The following is a 16,587-nucleotide window of genomic DNA, read 5'->3' as shown; positions in this document are numbered from 1 at the left end:
GAGAAAATCACTTCATGACATTAAAGTGATTGTAGGAAACGCAGCAGGTCCTGTTTTTGGCTCGCAGAGAGTGCGACATAGCCATTTTTCGCGTTTTGACCTTCACCGCCGTGCCAGAGGATGGCCTCTTCGATGGTGCGCGCGCGGCCATCGTGGAGATAGCTGGCTTTAGGCACACAGACTTCGTTGCCATCCACACCAAAAGGCACACCGCCCGGTTGACCGGTCACACCGCCGGTGACGCAAGCTGAAACACCCAAGCCCCAGAGCGGCGCGGTACGCCATTCAGCACCGCTGGCCTGACCTTCACCCAGATTGTCCGCAAGGCCTGGGCCCATGTCGTGCAACAGCAAGTCGGTGTAGGGACGAATGGTTTGTGAACGCAATTCCGCAAATGGATGGAAGGCGCTGGTGGTCATGCTTTCCACGTGGCACGCGGCACAGCCGATGTTGTTAAACACAGTGCGCCCGTTGATCACTTGCGCATTGTTGTAGTCGCGCTGTGGACGAACACCGAGCAGGGCAACGTATTTCACCAGGTTGTTCAGGTGTTGGTCTGCAATCTCTGCACCGCTGGGACCGCAGTTGGTTTGGCTGCTGCCGCAATCCGGGTTGGGGAGCATAGAGGTCATCACCCCCATATCCGTATTGAATGCCGATGCCACTTGATGCTTCACGCTGGTAGTCGCGGCTTTGTAACCAAAGCGTCCCAAACGGGTTTGGCCGGTTACCGGGTCAACAATACGCTGCGCACGACCGGAAATGCCGTCGCCATTGGCGTCGTTAATGTCTTCACGGGCGAGGATGGTGGATTCCGGAATCGCTTCCAGCAGACCAATACCCACTAACTGTGGCGCCAAACGCGCGGAGAAGGTTTCCGGACGCAAGCCAGTGAATTGGTAGTTAGGTGAACGCAAACCGCCTGATTCAGTCCAGAAAGCAATAGAGGGAGTACCTTCACTGGTGGCGCCACCATTGGCTTTAGGTTGCAGTACACGACCCAGTTGTGGATGCGGATTGCCCTGTGCGTTGCCGACCTTGAATACCCAGCGATCCAGAGGCTCACCCACGGCAGCCATAGGCGCACGACCATTGCGCTCGTGGCAGTGCGAGCAGCGATCGCTCACATAGCGAGTACCGGACTTACCCACCATTTCATTGAAGATACCGTTTTCGGGATTTTCGTCGTGACCGCCATCCACAAAGGAGGTGTGGTGTACGCGACGACCAAGCACAAACGCCTGGCCATTAACAGCGCTCAGGTTGGTTGCCATTTGCTGGAAGTGGCCGTCTGGCTCAGCGGTCATTTGCACGTGCAAGCTGGTATCGCCACCCAGACGGGCGTTGACGGGTACAGGCATGGAATCGCGCTGCTTGAATACACCACCTACAAACGGAACCTTGTCGGTGACATCCCAGGGCACTATGCCCTGCCCGACTATATATAAGAAGGTTGTGCCGTAATAGTTGTCGCGGCCGCGGATAACGCCGTTCTTATCGAGGAATTGGCTGAGTTCAAACTCCAGGCGATCACCAATTTGGATGGGGCGATTTTCACGGCAGTTCCAACTGGCTTCTTTCCAGTAGTTGAAGTCGTTGACACGGTTCATCACCCCATTGCCGCAGTATTCAGCCAGGGTATTCATACCGATGTAGAACCAGCGGTTCTCTGCTTGCAGGTCATCCAAACGGCCTTGGGTAACCACATTCATCCGCACAGTGGTGCCGCCCTTGGCGACGTAGTCCACAATCTCGATGGTGGCGGTACGCTGTTCCCAATAGAAGGTGAGGTAGTGATCGTAAGCCTGGAAATGGTTTTCCTTGGCATGACGATCCCGCGCGCGGTCGGCAATACGGGTGATCAGGGCATCGCCGCGATCAAACTTGATCACCGGTTCCAGCGCCGTGGTGTTGTTATAGAGCGGCACTATGTTACCCAGTGGCGCCGTGCTGCTTGCCACCGAACTGGAGCTGGGTGGCGGTGCAACGGAACTGCTGCTGGGGCGTGATGAGCTGGGCACTGAACTGCTGGAACGCGACGAGCTGGGTGTACTGGAAGCCACTGCACCCAGGGTGTAGTTCTTCCATTCAGTATCCTGCCCGGCACCATTTTTGATAATGGTGAAGTTGGCGCGCACCACAGCACCGGCAGGCAGGCCGCCAATATCGTAAGTCCACACACCATTGGCGAGGTTCATGCGCACATTTTGCTGGGCGCCGCCGTTGACCGTGTAATGGATGTCCACTATGTCGCCGCCGGTTACAGTGGCGCGCATGGTGGTGCTATTTAAGGTAGTCACACAACCCAGGGCGCAGCTACCGGATGAGCTGGGTGCAGCAGATGAACTGGATGAAGCCACCGGCAAGGTGCCAAATACATCCACTTCATAAATGGAGTAGCCCCAGTTATTACCGGCGCTGCGGGTTAAAGCGTTAATACGCACGTAACGATAGGTACCCGCTAAAGGCACTGTGTCGGTGCGATCACCAAAGACGCCACCGGTACGTGAACTCAACTGTGTCCAGGTGGAGTTGTTATTGGAACCGAGTACGGTATAGCTCTCGGCATTGGCCGCTTCCCACAGGATCACGACCTGATTGAGTGCATAGGCTTGCCCCAAGTCAAGCGTCAGTGAGCTGGGTGATACCCCATGGTTGGACTCCCAGCGCGTGCTACCGATGTTATCGATGGCATAGCTGGCGGGCTGCAAGTTGGTACTGCCAGTGACTGAAACAGGGTTGATATTAATGATTTGCGCGACCGCCGTGACACTGGTGAAGGTTGCTAGCGCAAACAGAATACGTCGACCGAATTGCATGATTCGCATCTGATGTTTCCTCTTTGTTTGTCGTTATTGTTAGTGTGCAAAAAAATACGGGAACCAGACTTGCTCGATCTAGCCAACCGGCAAGCCTGTGGAGCTGTAGCCATTTATTATTGTTCGCTTCGCTGCGTAAGTGGCCTGACCGGCACTGCGTAGGGGTACCACTTGCAGCCAGTCTAGGGCGACAAAAAGCGGCTGTCGTCCCACTGTCATGGGATTCAAAAAGTGAGCATCATCGGGGGAGAAACACAGGAAAAGGCAAAAGCAACAAACAGACAAAGCCGGTTATAAACCAAAACTTCCAATAAATACCGCAGCTTAGGCATTTACCGAAGCCCTTGTGCCACAGGGGCTTCGGTAAAGTGGGACGTACGGATAAAACACTACCCGAATTAATTTGTCGCGCTAAAAGACATGCGCATTGCCCATCTCTTCATAACGCGACAACCATCACACCAGTGCCAATTGGCTTTCGCTGGCGGAATCGTTGGATGAGCGGCGAATACGCTGGGCAGCGCGGATCAGATTGCGGCTGTTAGTGCCGGATTTGGGATATTCGCTGAACCCAAACCCCCAGTTACAGCGTGTGGCGGTGCCATTGATTGTCACCGCTGCGCTAAACCGGCTGGATAAACGCTGCACCAGCGCTGTAATTACCTGCAAATCGTTGGACGGCATAATCGCCATAAAACTGCTGCCGCTGTAACGGGCAACCAGCTCTGCGGTTGGCAGTTGCGCTTGCAACTCTGTCACCACATATTTGGTTAAAGCCTGGGCATAGACCTCGCCATGGCGCTGCCATAAGTCGCGGTAATCGGTCAGCTCAAAATAAACCAGCATAAAAGGCGCAGGCGAGGTATTGGTGGCAGACACCGTGAGCTTTTCCAACACTTTGGCTTCCAGCAATGAACGGTTGGCAAGGCCGGTGAGGGAATCAAAGAACGCCGATTGGCGCGCAGCTTCATTGCGATTGCGCTCTTCCTGACGGGCACGCTCCATGGCGCGGAAATCGGTATAGGCGGAATACAGTGCCAGCAACAATAAAATACTGGCGGCAATCGCGGTGGGAATGCCCATCCAATCGCCGCGCAATAAGTTATCGGGGTGACTCTGTGAACCCATGGGGTAACTGGCCGCCGCCATACCGGTGTAGTGCATGCCGCAAATCGCTGCGCCCATCACCAGCGCCGCCAACACCTTAAATGCCAGGGCATACTGCGGCGGAACATCGCGCACTTTACGGCAAATCACCAGTGCCGCACCGGAAGCTACAACAGCAATTACGCCGGAGAGGATCACCAACAGGGTGTCGTACTCTATGCCGGGGTGCATTTGCATCGCATACATGCCGCCGTAATGCATGGCAAAAATACCGGTGCCCATAATAAACGCACTGGCCGCGATGGTTTTTGCGGAGACCTTGGGGAGGGTAATCACATACAGTGCCAGCGCCGACGCCAGCACAGCGGGAACCCAGGAAAGTAATGTCAGGGTGGCACTGAAAGTCATGTGCATATGCATCGGCATGGTGTAAGCGCTCATGCCTACAAAGTGCATAGACCAAATACCGCTACCCAAACAAAATGCGCCCATACCCAACCAAAAATGGCGCGTCCCGCCACTGAGGCTAAATACACGGGTGCCGAAATAAATAGCGGTATAAGACGCAATCACTGCCACACAGTAGGACGCAAATACCAACATCCAGTTATAAGTACCGACCATAAAAAATCCTCTGCTCAAGACAAGAGGAAGTTTTACGTGCCAAACACAATCGGGGATCACACCCCCTCATGCTTTACCTTTCCTTACCAATGGTCACACCATAACCCGCATTAATACTCCCAACAGCATTAACCCCAGTGCGCTCCAAGCTGAAAACAGCCAGCGCCAAATGCGCAGCTTGGGGGTAAAACCTATGCCGTACACAAAACCGCAACTCATACCGAGCATCAGCACCATGGCAGCGTTGTGGTTCATGGTTTCCGGTGTACTGCCAAGAAAGTGCGGCCAGGCCGTGATCAACACCATTACCAATAGCGAGAGGCAAAGTATAAAAAACCGCGCCCTACCCAGCGGCGCAGGTTTTTGATCCAGCGACTCCAGTGATACTTTTTGTTGTGATGGATTTGAATCACTCATCGCGTGGCTGCTCATCGCCCATGGTATTTTCCAGCCACATGGCATTGATAATACCGAACGAACACGCGAGCAAGACGCCAAGAATCCAGGTGAAATACCACATGCTTTTTCTCCTCAACAAGAAATAGGGATCAACAGATTCGCGGTTCAATAGAGTTGATGACTGTTGGCCATAATCGCTTTTTCATTTAAGCGGCCGCGCATCACCCAATAGCCCCAAAGGGTGTATCCCAAAATAATGGGCACAAACACACAGGCTACGCCAAACATAATCACCAAGGTGGTGTAGCTGGAGGTAGCGTCCCACAGGGTTAGTGACGAATTGATTTGTAGGCTGCTTGGCATCAGGAAGGGGAACATGGAAAAACCGGCAGTGAGAATGACGCCGGCAATCGCCAGGCTCGATGCCACAAAGGCCAAACCAGCCCTGCCCTTCACACTGAGCAGGCTACAGGCGAGTGAGCCCAGTAACCCCAAGGCGGGTGCGATAAGCATCCAGCTATAAATACTGTAATTTTTTACCCAGCCGCCCACGACCAGCTCCACAGTTTTATTCAAGGGGTTAGAGGGTGCGTTAGTGTCTATGCTGCCCACCAAGTGATAACCCTGTAATTGCGCCACCCAAATACCCGCCACACCAAACAACACGGCGGTGGTAATCCCCAACACCACACCCACACGCTGGGCACGTGCACGAATAAAACCATCGGTTTTTAATTGCAGCCAACTGGCACCGTGCATCAGCAACATGCTCACACTTACCAAACCGGCCAGTAGCGCAAAGGGGCGCAATAAACCAAACAAGCCACCGTCATAACTGGGCTTGAGCATTTCATCGTAAGCGAAAGGCACGCCCAAAAATAAATTGCCAAAAGCGACGCCGAATAACAGCGCAGGCACTAACCCACCTACAAACAATGCCCAGTCCCAGGCATTGCGCCAGCGCGGATCCTCCAACTTGCTGCGATAATCAAACCCCACCGGGCGCAGCCATAAAGCGGCGAGCACGATTAACATCGCAAAATAAAATCCGGAAAAAGACGCCGCATAAATTAGCGGCCATGCCGCAAACAATGCGCCACCGGCGGTAATAAACCACACCTGATTACCATCCCAATGAGGGCCAATGGTGTTGATCATTACCCGCCGCTCGTCATCGGTTTTGCCGATGATGCGCAACAGCGCACCCACCCCCAAATCAAACCCATCGGTCACTGCAAAACCAATCAGCAACACGCCGATAAGTACCCACCAAATTACACGTAATGTTTCGTAGTCCATTTATACCACCTCGGTTTTTGCAGTGTTTTCCAAATCGTAGCGGCCTGTGTGCAACGAACTTGGCCCCTGTTTGGAGAAGCGAACCATCAAATACATTTCAATGACCAATAACAGGGTGTAAAACAAAATGATGCCGATTAAAGAGGTCCACACCTGATCTGGCGATAAGTTGGATGCCGCCATGCGCGTAGGCAAAATTTCAGCAATCGCCCAAGGCTGACGGCCATACTCCGCGACAAACCAACCGGTTTCGCAAGCGATCCACGGCAGCGGTAATGAGAAAAGAGCAAGCTTTAAAAACCAGCGCGGTTTTTCTTGCTGATGTTTGGTGCTTAACCAAAAGGCGTAGGCAAAAATCAACAACATCGCAAAACCACAAGCAACCATCACGCGGAACGACCAAAACATAGGCGCAACTTTTGGCACTGTATCGCGCGCGGCCATATCAATTTGCGAGGGCGTTGCATCCACCACATTATCGGTGTAGCGCTTGAGCAATAAACCATACCCCAAATCGTTTTTGACTTGCTCAAATGCCGCGCGATTTTCCGGTGTATCGTCACCACCTTTCAGTTTTTTCAGCAGCGCGTAGGCCTGCATACCATTCACGATGCGCGCACGGGCATGTTCACGTAAATCCTGAATACCGTGAACGGGTTCGGAAATAGAGCGTGTTGCAATTAATCCGAGCACATAAGGAATTTTTATCGCGCTTGTTGTTTCTTCTTTTTCCTGATCAGGAAAACCAACGACCGTAAATGCAGCAGGCGCCGGATGGGTTTTCCATTCTGCTTCGATAGTGGCAAGCTTCATTTTTTGCACATCGCCCACTTCATAACCGCTTTCATCGCCGAGGATAATCACCGAAATAATCGAGGCCAAACCAAATGCGGAGGCAATGGCAAAGGAGCGCTTGGCAAAACCCACATCCTGTTTTTTCAATAAATAGTAAGAGGAAATTGCCAATACAAATACCGCACCAGTGACATAACCCGCCGATACGGTATGCACAAATTTCACCTGCGCCACCGGGTTAAAAATCACCTCGGCAAAATTAGTCACTTCCATGCGCATGGTTTCATAATTAAATTCCGAACCGACGGGGTTTTGCATCCAACCGTTAGCAATCAAAATCCACAGCGCCGACAAGCTACTGCCCAGCGCAACCAGCCAGGTCACCATTAAATGTTGCACTTTGGTCAGGCGATCCCAACCAAAGAAAAATAAACCCACAAATGTGGATTCCAGAAAGAATGCCATCAGGCCTTCAATGGCGAGCGGCGCACCAAAAATATCGCCCACATAATGGGAGTAATAAGACCAGTTGGTACCGAACTGGAATTCCATGGTTAAACCGGTGGTAACACCCAGTGCGAAATTAATACCAAATAACTTTCCCCAAAACTTGGTCATATCCTTGTAAATGGTTTTTCCGGTCATGACATACACGGATTCCATAATCGCCAGAATAAAACTCAGCCCCAGCGTAAGCGGTACAAAAATAAAGTGGTACATGGCCGTGAGTGCAAATTGCAGGCGCGACAAATCCACAGCAAGTTCGTTCATAGTGTGACGTCCTTTGGCGGGTTAGCAGGTAAGTCTATTTGGGAGGCAGGCAAGCCCATTTTGAGGTGAATATCAGGAGTAACGACGGGTTTAAGCGGCTTAAAGGCGACATGCCATAACACCGTGATGAGTACCAGCTTGATAACCAGTACCAGGGATATTTCAAATACCAGCGGCTTGCGAAACAGCGAATCCTCCGGCAATTGTTCTCGTAAGCGTTTCAACATTTGACTCCATCTCCGTGCTGCTACAGCACCATCGAACCTAGGTTGCTACAAGGGAAAAGTCGGCGAATTGATATATATCAATTTGAAATAAAACAGCAGCGCGACAAATTGCCGCGCAGCTATTTACAGCGAATGCAGGTAAAGGGTCATTCGTGCTGATTAAAAGCCTGGTTTCGGCTTTTAAATCAATCCCACTAATTTATATATTGCTAATTTATATTTATCTAATATAATAAAATCAAGCCCACAAGAGGTAGACACCAAATGAATATGGCCGCCCCTGGAATCGCCGGTCTGGATGACATGCAACAACACGCACAAAGCGCCGCCGCACTACTCAAGGCATTGGCGAACGAAAACCGCTTGATGATTCTCTGCACCCTGATGGGCGGCGAGATGTCCGTCGGTGAATTAAATGAACAAGTGCCGCTGAGCCAGTCGGCCCTGTCGCAACATTTGGCCAGCTTGCGCGAGGCGGGACTGGTCAGCACACGCAAAGAAGCGCAAACCGTGTACTACCGCTTACAGGGTGATGAAGCGACCAAAGTGATTGCGGTATTGCAATCCATCTACTGCCCTGTTGATTCTTAATCCTATTAACCCTGTGCACGAGGTAACACCATGAGCCATAAACGCATTCACCCAGTTGATTTAATGGCGAACAAAACCGCTGACATTTGCATTCTGGATGTGCGCACCGCCGCCGAAGTAAAAGCCGCTGGTTTGCCGGATTGCTTGCATATTCCACTGCATGATTTAACACCGGAGCGCTTACAGGCCGAGATAGAGAAAAGCGGCAAAAATGGTGCTCAGGTTTACTTGCTCTGCCAGGGCGGCAAACGCGCTGAAATGGCGGCAGACCAACTCAAAGGTAAATTCAATGCCGAGCTGGTGATTATTGAAGGCGGTATGAATGCCGTGAAGCAATCCAATATTCCGCTCGCCGAACAAGGGAAAAACGTTATACCGCTAGAGCGACAAATTCGTATTGTAGCGGGCATGTTGGTGATTACCGGCGCAGCTCTGGGCACCTGGGTTAATCCGGCGTTTTACGGCTTATCGGCTTTTGTAGGCGCGGGGTTGGTGTTCGCTGGCGTTACTGACATCTGTGCCATGGGAATGCTGATCGCCAAGGCGCCTTGGAATAAATAGCGCAAGCTATTGATAACCTCACACGAGGAGTAAACATGTGTTGCTGCTGATTGGTTTATTGATTGGATTAATCCTCGGACTCACTGGCGCTGGCGGCTCGGTGTTCGCTGTACCGCTGCTGCTATTACTTGGTGGATTATCCATGAGCGATGCCACCGGCATCTCACTGGGAGCCGTTGCTGCTACAACGCTCTACGCAAGTATGCGCAATTATTTTTCTCGCGCAGCGCCCAATGTACTGTGGAAACCGGGATTGATATTGGCCATTAGCGGCGCATTAACCGCCCCATTAGGCAAATGGTTAGGAATGCACGTAAATGAACTATGGTTAATCAGTGGCTTCTGTTTGCTCGCGGCAGTAATTGCTATACGCATGTGGTTTGGCGCGCAACACAATCCCGATTCCACCAAAATTGTACGCGCCGGAAATTTTTCCAACACACCCACGCCGGAACACCTGTGTAACTTGAATCCCACTGGCCAATTTGAATTGCGTCCACGCTGTGTGAGCGGGTTATTCATCGGCGGTTTAGTGGTTGGCGTGTTGTCGGGCTTATTCGGTGTCGGCGGCGGATTTTTAATTGTGCCACTGCTGTTGGCACTCAGCGCCGTCACCATGGCGCAAGCAGTGAGTACATCCCTATTTATTATTGCGTTGATCAGTAGCTCGGGGTTTATTAGCCATTTATTAATGCGCACAACGCCCCACTGGAGCTGGCTGTTATTCGTCGCTGCCGGCGGCGTGATGGGCATGATGATCGGGCAAGCCGTCAGCCATAAAGTGGCGAATGTGTTGCTGCAAAAGCTATTTGCGGTGAGTTTGTTGGTTGTGACAACTATTACCCTTGCGAGGCAATTATGATTTTCCGTCAACTATTTGAACAAGAATCTTCCACTTACACCTATCTCATAGCCTGTGAAAAAACAGGCAAAGCCGCATTGATTGATACGGTGAAATCCGACGTTCCACAATATATCCAATTGTTGCGCGAATTGAATCTCACGCTCGTGTGCGCACTCGATACACACACCCACGCCGACCATATTACCGGCGCAGGCGAGCTGCGCGATTTAACGGGTTGCACTACATTGCTAGGCGAAGAAGCAAATTCCACCTGCGTCTCCCACCCCTTACGCGATGGAGAAAAGATTCCTGTAGGCGAATTAACGCTCACCGCATTGTATACACCCGGCCATACCGATGACTCCTACACCTTTCACCTCATTGAGGGTGGCGAACAGTATTTATTTACCGGCGACACTTTATTAATTCGCGGCACAGGTCGCACTGACTTTCAAAATGGCAGTGCACGCGACCAATATCAAAGCCTGTTTGAAAAATTATTGGTATTACCCGAAACCACCTGGGTTTACCCCGGCCACGACTACAAAGGTTGGACACGCAGCACCATCGGCGAAGAAAAAGCGCACAACCCACGCTTACAAGTAAAAGATACTGCGGCTTATGTGGAGCTCATGAGCAACCTGAAATTACCCAACCCAAAACTGATGGATATAGCGGTACCGGCGAATCGTGCGTGTGGCAAACATTAGCCCTGCCCATTGGCCTGACCGCCCTGGCAGCCATGATGGGCGGTTTTTTTATCGTCGATGACCCGATTTTCGGCGGTTTGGCAGTTTCGTTGATTTTCGGCCTATTGGTATCGACTGTGCTGACATTGGTGGTGATCCCGGTGGTTTATTACGCCTATCACTATCAACAAACCCCGCCTTGTACACCCTAATCACCTCCCTGCCTTCTCTTTTTCAGAGGGGAGGCGTTAGTTCCCTTTGTTTAGTAGGCGCAGAGGGATTTTCCTATTCGCCACATACGCCCTGATTTGCTAGAATCGCCGCCACAAAAATCATCAAGAGAAGATCACCATGCTGATTCAAGCCCCCATTTCCCTCGGCGAACTTATTGACAAAATCACCATTCTGGAAATCAAAGCCGTCAACATCGGTGACGAAGCCAAACTTAAAAACGTGACCCACGAATTAACCATCCTGAATAACAAGGTTAATGAGCTGCTGGATAGCGCTGGTCAGGCCACACTCGCGCCATTGAAACAAGCGCTTAAAGATATCAACCAGGAACTCTGGGTGATTGAAGATGACATTCGCGACTGTGAATACGTGAAGGATTTTAGCGATAAATTTATCCAACTCGCACGCGCGGTGTATGTCACCAACGACAAACGCGCCAAGGTGAAAAAAGACATTAACCTCGCGTTTGGCTCCGAGTTAATCGAAGAAAAATCCTACAAAGATTATCAATAAGCCACTCCCGGTTTTACTTTCTGGATGAAGAACTCGCCCATGCGCATACTGCTCGTCAAAATGTCCTCCATGGGCGATATCTTTCATACCTTTCCTGCCATTAGCGATATCAAAAAACAGTTTCCCAATGCCGAGATTGACTGGGTGGTGGAAGACAGTTTTAAAGAAATCGTGCAATGGCACCCGCAAGTGCGCCAAGCTATTCCCATTCATTTGCGCCGCTGGATGAAACAGCGCGACAAACAAAGCTGGCAGGAATTCAAAGCTTGGCGCAAAGCCTTGCGCGCGGAAAATTATGACTACATTATCGATGCGCAAGGATTATTAAAAAGCGCTATTGTCGCCAAGTGCGCACAGGGAAAGGGAATCGACGGCTACGACAAGCATTCAGCGCGCGAAGGCATCACCCACTGGTTTTACAAACGCCCCCATGAAGTCGACAAAAATCAACATGCAGTGGAACGCACACGCCAGTTAGTCGGCAAAGCGCTGGGCTACATACCCGAACCCAAATTGAATTTTGGTATCAACCAAAACTTCACCCATATCCAGAAAAATCCGCGCAAACTAATTTTTATTATTGGCACCAGTTGGGTGACCAAACTCTGGGCCACCAGCGAATGGCAAACCCTGACACGCACAGCGGTAGACGCCGGGTTTGCAGTCGAAATTATTTGGGGCAGCGCGGAAGAACAAGCGATTGCCGATCAAATTATCAATGCCTGCCCGCAGGCAACGCGTCCAATGCAACGCCTTTCAATCACCACCATCGCTGAAAAACTGGTGGAGGCTGCAGGCGTAGTTGGTTTGGATACTGGCTTCTCGCATTTGGCAGGCGCACTGGAAACACCCACAATTGCACTCTATGGTGCAACATCCCCCCTCAAAGTAGGCCTCATTGGCGATCACACCCGGAATTTGCAATTGAGCGAAGCGCTCGACTGCATGCCTTGCCATAAACGCCACTGCAAATGGCTACCTGAAAATAGCCAGGACACACCGCAATGCATGGCCGATATCAAAGCCACTCAGGTGTGGGCTGAACTGCAAAAGAAAATCGCTCATTACTGATTCTGCACGAAGGAAAATCACCATGCTGTTGTCGCGCCCGCTGGGCATAGAAACCCATCGCCATTCCCGTCGTTGGCTGGCAATGTTTGCCCTGCTCAATGCACTGATCATGACCGCCGTCACCCTGACTCATAGCCCATGGCCCGAAGCTACCAGCGGCCAGCTTTACCTTGTACTGGGTATGTTCCTGCACTTTTCTGTACTGTCGTTGTTACTGGTATTTTTGATTGTTGTTCTTGGCTTTTTATTACGCATCCAAAAATACTACGCCCCAATTGCTACAGTGCTGTTTGTGATTGCGCAATTAATTATTATCACTAACGTAAAAGTCTTTAGCCTGTACCACTTCCATTTAAACGGCATGGTAGTCAACCTCGTATTAAGCGGCGCCCTTCTGGAGAATATCGCCTTTTCCTGGGTGATGTGGCTGTCCATTGGTGCAGTATTATTAATAGCGATTGCCGGACAACTTATTCTGCTCGCCCTGAGCCGCAAATTATCCAATACCCACAAGCTAACCAATCGCCAGATGAGCGGGTTATTCTTGAGCGCCTACATTGGATTGCAATTATTCAATGGCTGTGCAGATGCATTTGGCTGGAACACAGTGACGGCACAAAACCGCTATATTCCCTGGATGCCAACCACCACCATGCGCTCATCGCTGGAGAAAATGGGTTTTGAGGTAGTACAAAAAGCTGAAGGCCAAACCCTTCCCGACGCGATGAAAGGGCTGAACTACCCTCGCAACCCCTTGCAGTGTGATACGCAAAAACCATTAAACATTCTGATGTTAGTCGTCGACTCACTACGGGCCGATCAACTGACTACCGAAGTAATGCCACACAGTTTCCAACTGCGTGCAAAATCACAAGTCTTTGACAATCACTACAGTAGCAGCAATGCAACGCGCTACGGTCTGTTCAGTATGATGTATGGCCTTTCCGGTAGTTACTGGAAGCCCATGTTGGCCGCCGAACAAGGCAGCCTGTTGTTCGACATCACCGCACAACACAACTACCAACACTTTATTTATGGCAGCAGTACACTCACCTTCCCTGAATTTGACCGCACTATTTTCTCGCGCTTGCGCCAGGAGCTACAGCAAGGCAATGCTAAAACCAGTGCCGATAATGATCTGGATATCGCCCAGCGTTTCATCGCAGACCTGCAGCAGCGCTCGCCAGAAAAACCTTTTTTTGGTTTTCTGTTTTTTGACGCGCCGCACGGTTTCTCACTGCCTGAGAATTATCCCCATCGTTTTGAACCCATGCTGGAACAGGTTAATTACCTTAAACTCAACAAAAATTCAGATCCTGTACCCTTTTTAAATTTGTACAAAACTACCGCTCACTATGTTGATAGCTTGATTCAACAAATTATGGATCAACTCGCACAACAAGAACTGTTGGATAACACCCTTGTCATCATCACCAGCGATCATGGCCAAGAGTTTAATGAAACCGGTAAAAACTTTTGGGGTCACAACAGTAATTTCAGCCTGTGGCAAACCAAGGTTCCGTTAATGCTACTCTGGCCAGGGCGCGAAGCAACAATCACCGATACACTGAGCTCCCACGAGGATCTTATACCTACGCTACTCAGCGAAGCCTTTGGCTGCTCAAACCCTGTAGCCGACTATTCAACCGGCTATTCGTTGTTTGCGTTACCAGACAATAATCGTGGGCTGCTGATGGAATCCTGGTCAGACAGGGCAATGCTGTATGATAACCACCTGTTCCTAATCAACCCATTGGGCGACATAGATGCAGTGGATCAAAACTACAAACCGGTCGATCACCTGCAATTGCCACCACAGATACTGACCGACAACATTGAAAGAATGTCGCGCTTTCTCAAAAGCAAATAAGCTCAACCCTGTATTGGTTCGATGAACGCTCTGGAGCGTAATGTATATGAAGAGCAAACACTATTTATTCTATGGTTCAGAGCGTTATACCCAAGCCATCATGCGTCCTATTGATGCGGCAATTAAAGCGCGCGGCGATAAGGTAGCCTGGTTTTTCAATGGCCCCGGCGCGGAAGATTTGCAAAGTGATGACATATTATTAACCAGCGTAGAAGAAGTGAATAACTGGAACCCTATTGCGGTCATTACCCCAAACAATATTGTTCCGCACTTTTTTCCTGGCGTAAAAGTACAAACCTTCCATGGTTTTGACGCTGGCAAACCACGGCACATTTATATCCGTGGTTTTTTTGATTTGTACTGCACTACCGGGCCGAAAGACACCGAACAATTTGTGGCGCTGGCCAAAAAATTACAACATTTCCATGTTGAAGAAACAGGCTGGCCAAAGCTGGATTATTTTTTTACTCAACTGCCAGCCAATGTAGCGCCAGTAAAGCAACCGCCAACTATTCTCTACCACTCCACCTTCTCGCCTTCCTGGAGTGCTGCAGAAATTCTGTACCCGGAAGTAAAACGCTTGAGCCAAACAGGCGAATGGAAATGGGTAGTAACACTACACCCCAAAACAAATGCCGAAACACGCAACAAATTCAAAGCACTGGAAAATGAAAACCTCCAGTTTTCCGAGGCAGATAACATCCTTGAGCTATTTACCGATGCCGACGTAATGTGTTCAGACACATCCTCTGCCCTGAGCGAATTTTTGCTAACACGCAAACCTGTCGTCACCTTCAAAAATCGCCGCCCGGGGCCACAACTAATCGACATCGACAAGCCCGAAGACTTTGAGCCGGCAATCCGCCAAGCCTTATCTCGCCCCAAAGCGTTAATGGATTCAATCGAAAGCTTTGGTGGTTCTATCCACCCTGCACGCGATGGAAAGTCCGCACTACGCATTCTTGAAGCAATTGATCGCTTTATTGAAAACGGCGGGAAAAATCCCAAGAGCAAACCCTTAAATCTGTGGCGAAAATTCAAACTACGCCGTCAAATGAACTATTGGAAATAGGTTGTAAATAATGTTGAAAATTGTAGTCGATGCTACCCTTATCAACCGTGAAACCACTGGCATAGGGAATGTCACCAAGTCACTGGTCAGTGGCTTGCAAGCACACAACCACCCGTCTGTTGAATTCAACTTTTTGGTTCCCAAGGGATACAAAACACCCACAACGTTACCAGCCAGCAACGCCATTTTTACACCCGTGAAAAAATGGCAACGCTATGTATCAGCCAGCTTACCTGTTGCCGATGTTTGGCATTCCAGTTACCAGCACTTTCGCTACTTCCGAAAGACAGCCAACACCAAACAGGTTATTACCATCCATGATTTAAACTTTCTTTACGAAAAGCGCCCGACTAAAGCCCAAAAGCATTTACGTAAAATGCAGCGCAGAATCGATAGAGCTGATGCATTAGTTGCTATTTCCGAGTTTGTTGCCAATGACATTCGCAACCATCTTGATATTAAAAACAAGCCGCTGGAAGTGATTTACAACGCAGTAGAAAACCTACAGGGAAAAGAGGCTCGGAAACCCGCATTTCATACACAAGATAAACCCTTTTTCTTTGCTTTGGGGGCAATGCGCCGCAAGAAAAATTTCCATGTGTTAGTTGATATGATGCAGAAATTTCCAGAATATCAATTGTATATATGCGGCAACAAAGACCACCTTGATTATGCCCATGAGCTTGAAGCACGTATCAAGCAACTGAACTTAACCAATGTGGCCTTGGTCGGCCCTATCACCGCCGCAGAAAAAATCTGGCTTTATCAACACGCGGAGGCCTTTTTATTTCCATCGCTGTTCGAAGGATTTGGACTACCCATATTGGAAGCCATGCAATTTGGCACACCGGTATTCACGTCGAATATGACCAGCTTGCCAGAAGTCAGTGGTGGCTATGCATTTATATGGGATAACTTTGAAACAGATTACCTTAGTAAAACCCTGCACGAACACTTGCCGCTGATGCAACAAGATCAACAAAAGCAGGAAGATATGAAGAACTACGCAACCAGCTTTACGCTGGAACGAAATATTCATGCCTATGTGAATTTATATCAGCATCTGGCAGGCAACATAAATTCGGCAACCGTTTGAGTGGT

17 protein-coding genes are annotated in these 16,587 nt (G+C 50.0%); 10 read left to right on the top strand and 7 right to left on the bottom strand.

Annotated features, from left to right (window positions below; all coding sequences use genetic code 11):
- Positions 1–20: 20 nt before the first annotated feature.
- The 7 genes from B0D95_RS02030 to cydP all read right to left on the bottom strand — a co-directional run bounded on the left by B0D95_RS02030 (position 21) and on the right by cydP (position 8,041).
- Positions 21–2,828 (bottom strand): di-heme oxidoredictase family protein, encoded by a 2,808-nt coding sequence (locus B0D95_RS02030; RefSeq protein ID WP_246841699.1) that lies wholly within the window; start codon positions 2,826–2,828, stop codon positions 21–23.
- Between the two features lie 447 nt (positions 2,829–3,275).
- Positions 3,276–4,550 carry an MHYT domain-containing protein gene (locus tag B0D95_RS02025; RefSeq protein ID WP_246841698.1) on the bottom strand — a complete coding sequence of 425 codons (1,275 nt, stop codon included), beginning with the start codon at positions 4,548–4,550 and terminating at the stop codon, positions 3,276–3,278.
- Between the two features lie 93 nt (positions 4,551–4,643).
- Positions 4,644–4,967 (bottom strand): cyd operon YbgE family protein, encoded by a 324-nt coding sequence (locus B0D95_RS02020; protein ID WP_168172382.1) that lies wholly within the window; start codon positions 4,965–4,967, stop codon positions 4,644–4,646.
- On the bottom strand, positions 4,960–5,070 hold the full coding sequence (gene cydX / locus B0D95_RS02015) for a cytochrome bd-I oxidase subunit CydX (protein WP_078045586.1): 111 nt from the start codon (positions 5,068–5,070) through the stop codon (positions 4,960–4,962). The genes B0D95_RS02020 and cydX overlap by 8 nt, the downstream gene beginning before the upstream one ends.
- Before the next feature lie 44 nt (positions 5,071–5,114).
- Positions 5,115–6,248, bottom strand: coding sequence for a cytochrome d ubiquinol oxidase subunit II (gene cydB, locus B0D95_RS02010; RefSeq protein WP_078042343.1), 1,134 nt, complete (start codon positions 6,246–6,248; stop codon positions 5,115–5,117).
- Positions 6,249–7,814, bottom strand: coding sequence for a cytochrome ubiquinol oxidase subunit I (locus tag B0D95_RS02005; RefSeq protein ID WP_078042342.1), 1,566 nt, complete (start codon positions 7,812–7,814; stop codon positions 6,249–6,251).
- Positions 7,811–8,041 carry a cytochrome oxidase putative small subunit CydP gene (gene cydP, locus B0D95_RS02000; protein WP_078042341.1) on the bottom strand — a complete coding sequence of 77 codons (231 nt, stop codon included), beginning with the start codon at positions 8,039–8,041 and terminating at the stop codon, positions 7,811–7,813. The genes B0D95_RS02005 and cydP overlap by 4 nt, the downstream gene beginning before the upstream one ends.
- A gap of 264 nt (positions 8,042–8,305) precedes the next feature.
- Here cydP and B0D95_RS01995 point away from each other — a divergent pair, with 264 nt between their 5' ends.
- The 10 genes from B0D95_RS01995 to B0D95_RS01950 all read left to right on the top strand — a co-directional run bounded on the left by B0D95_RS01995 (position 8,306) and on the right by B0D95_RS01950 (position 16,582).
- Positions 8,306–8,632, top strand: coding sequence for a metalloregulator ArsR/SmtB family transcription factor (locus tag B0D95_RS01995; RefSeq protein ID WP_244904674.1), 327 nt, complete (start codon positions 8,306–8,308; stop codon positions 8,630–8,632).
- A 30-nt stretch (positions 8,633–8,662) separates the two neighbouring features.
- Positions 8,663–9,193 carry a rhodanese-like domain-containing protein gene (locus B0D95_RS01990; RefSeq protein ID WP_078042340.1) on the top strand — a complete coding sequence of 177 codons (531 nt, stop codon included), beginning with the start codon at positions 8,663–8,665 and terminating at the stop codon, positions 9,191–9,193.
- Positions 9,194–9,230: 37 nt separating this feature from the next.
- On the top strand, positions 9,231–10,055 hold the full coding sequence (locus tag B0D95_RS01985; RefSeq protein WP_078042339.1) for a sulfite exporter TauE/SafE family protein: 825 nt from the start codon (positions 9,231–9,233) through the stop codon (positions 10,053–10,055).
- Complete coding sequence (locus B0D95_RS01980) at positions 10,052–10,747, top strand: MBL fold metallo-hydrolase (RefSeq protein ID WP_078042338.1); 696 nt, start codon at positions 10,052–10,054, stop codon at positions 10,745–10,747. The genes B0D95_RS01985 and B0D95_RS01980 overlap by 4 nt, the downstream gene beginning before the upstream one ends.
- Positions 10,732–10,938 (top strand): hypothetical protein, encoded by a 207-nt coding sequence (locus tag B0D95_RS01975; RefSeq protein WP_246841697.1) that lies wholly within the window; start codon positions 10,732–10,734, stop codon positions 10,936–10,938. Before B0D95_RS01980 ends, B0D95_RS01975 begins: the two co-directional genes overlap by 16 nt.
- A 139-nt stretch (positions 10,939–11,077) precedes the next feature.
- Complete coding sequence (locus B0D95_RS01970; RefSeq protein ID WP_078042337.1) at positions 11,078–11,473, top strand: DUF6165 family protein; 396 nt, start codon at positions 11,078–11,080, stop codon at positions 11,471–11,473.
- Between the two features lie 39 nt (positions 11,474–11,512).
- On the top strand, positions 11,513–12,544 hold the full coding sequence (gene waaC, locus B0D95_RS01965; protein ID WP_078042336.1) for a lipopolysaccharide heptosyltransferase I: 1,032 nt from the start codon (positions 11,513–11,515) through the stop codon (positions 12,542–12,544).
- A gap of 22 nt (positions 12,545–12,566) precedes the next feature.
- The gene (locus B0D95_RS01960; RefSeq protein WP_078042335.1) at positions 12,567–14,414 is read left to right on the top strand and encodes a sulfatase-like hydrolase/transferase; all 1,848 of its coding nucleotides are present in this window, start codon (positions 12,567–12,569) and stop codon (positions 14,412–14,414) included.
- A gap of 46 nt (positions 14,415–14,460) precedes the next feature.
- Positions 14,461–15,486, top strand: a complete 1,026-nt coding sequence (locus tag B0D95_RS01955) for a CDP-glycerol glycerophosphotransferase family protein (RefSeq protein ID WP_078045584.1) — start codon at positions 14,461–14,463, stop codon at positions 15,484–15,486.
- 10 nt (positions 15,487–15,496) lie between these two features.
- Entirely contained in the window at positions 15,497–16,582 is a 1,086-nt protein-coding gene (locus tag B0D95_RS01950; RefSeq protein WP_078042334.1) for a glycosyltransferase family 1 protein, read from the top strand.
- Positions 16,583–16,587: the final 5 nt, after the last annotated feature.

Origin of the sequence: Cellvibrio sp. PSBB023 (assembly GCF_002007605.1) — a bacterium.
Taxonomy (GTDB): domain Bacteria; phylum Pseudomonadota; class Gammaproteobacteria; order Pseudomonadales; family Cellvibrionaceae; genus Cellvibrio.
This window is presented reverse-complemented; position numbering and strand designations above follow the sequence as displayed.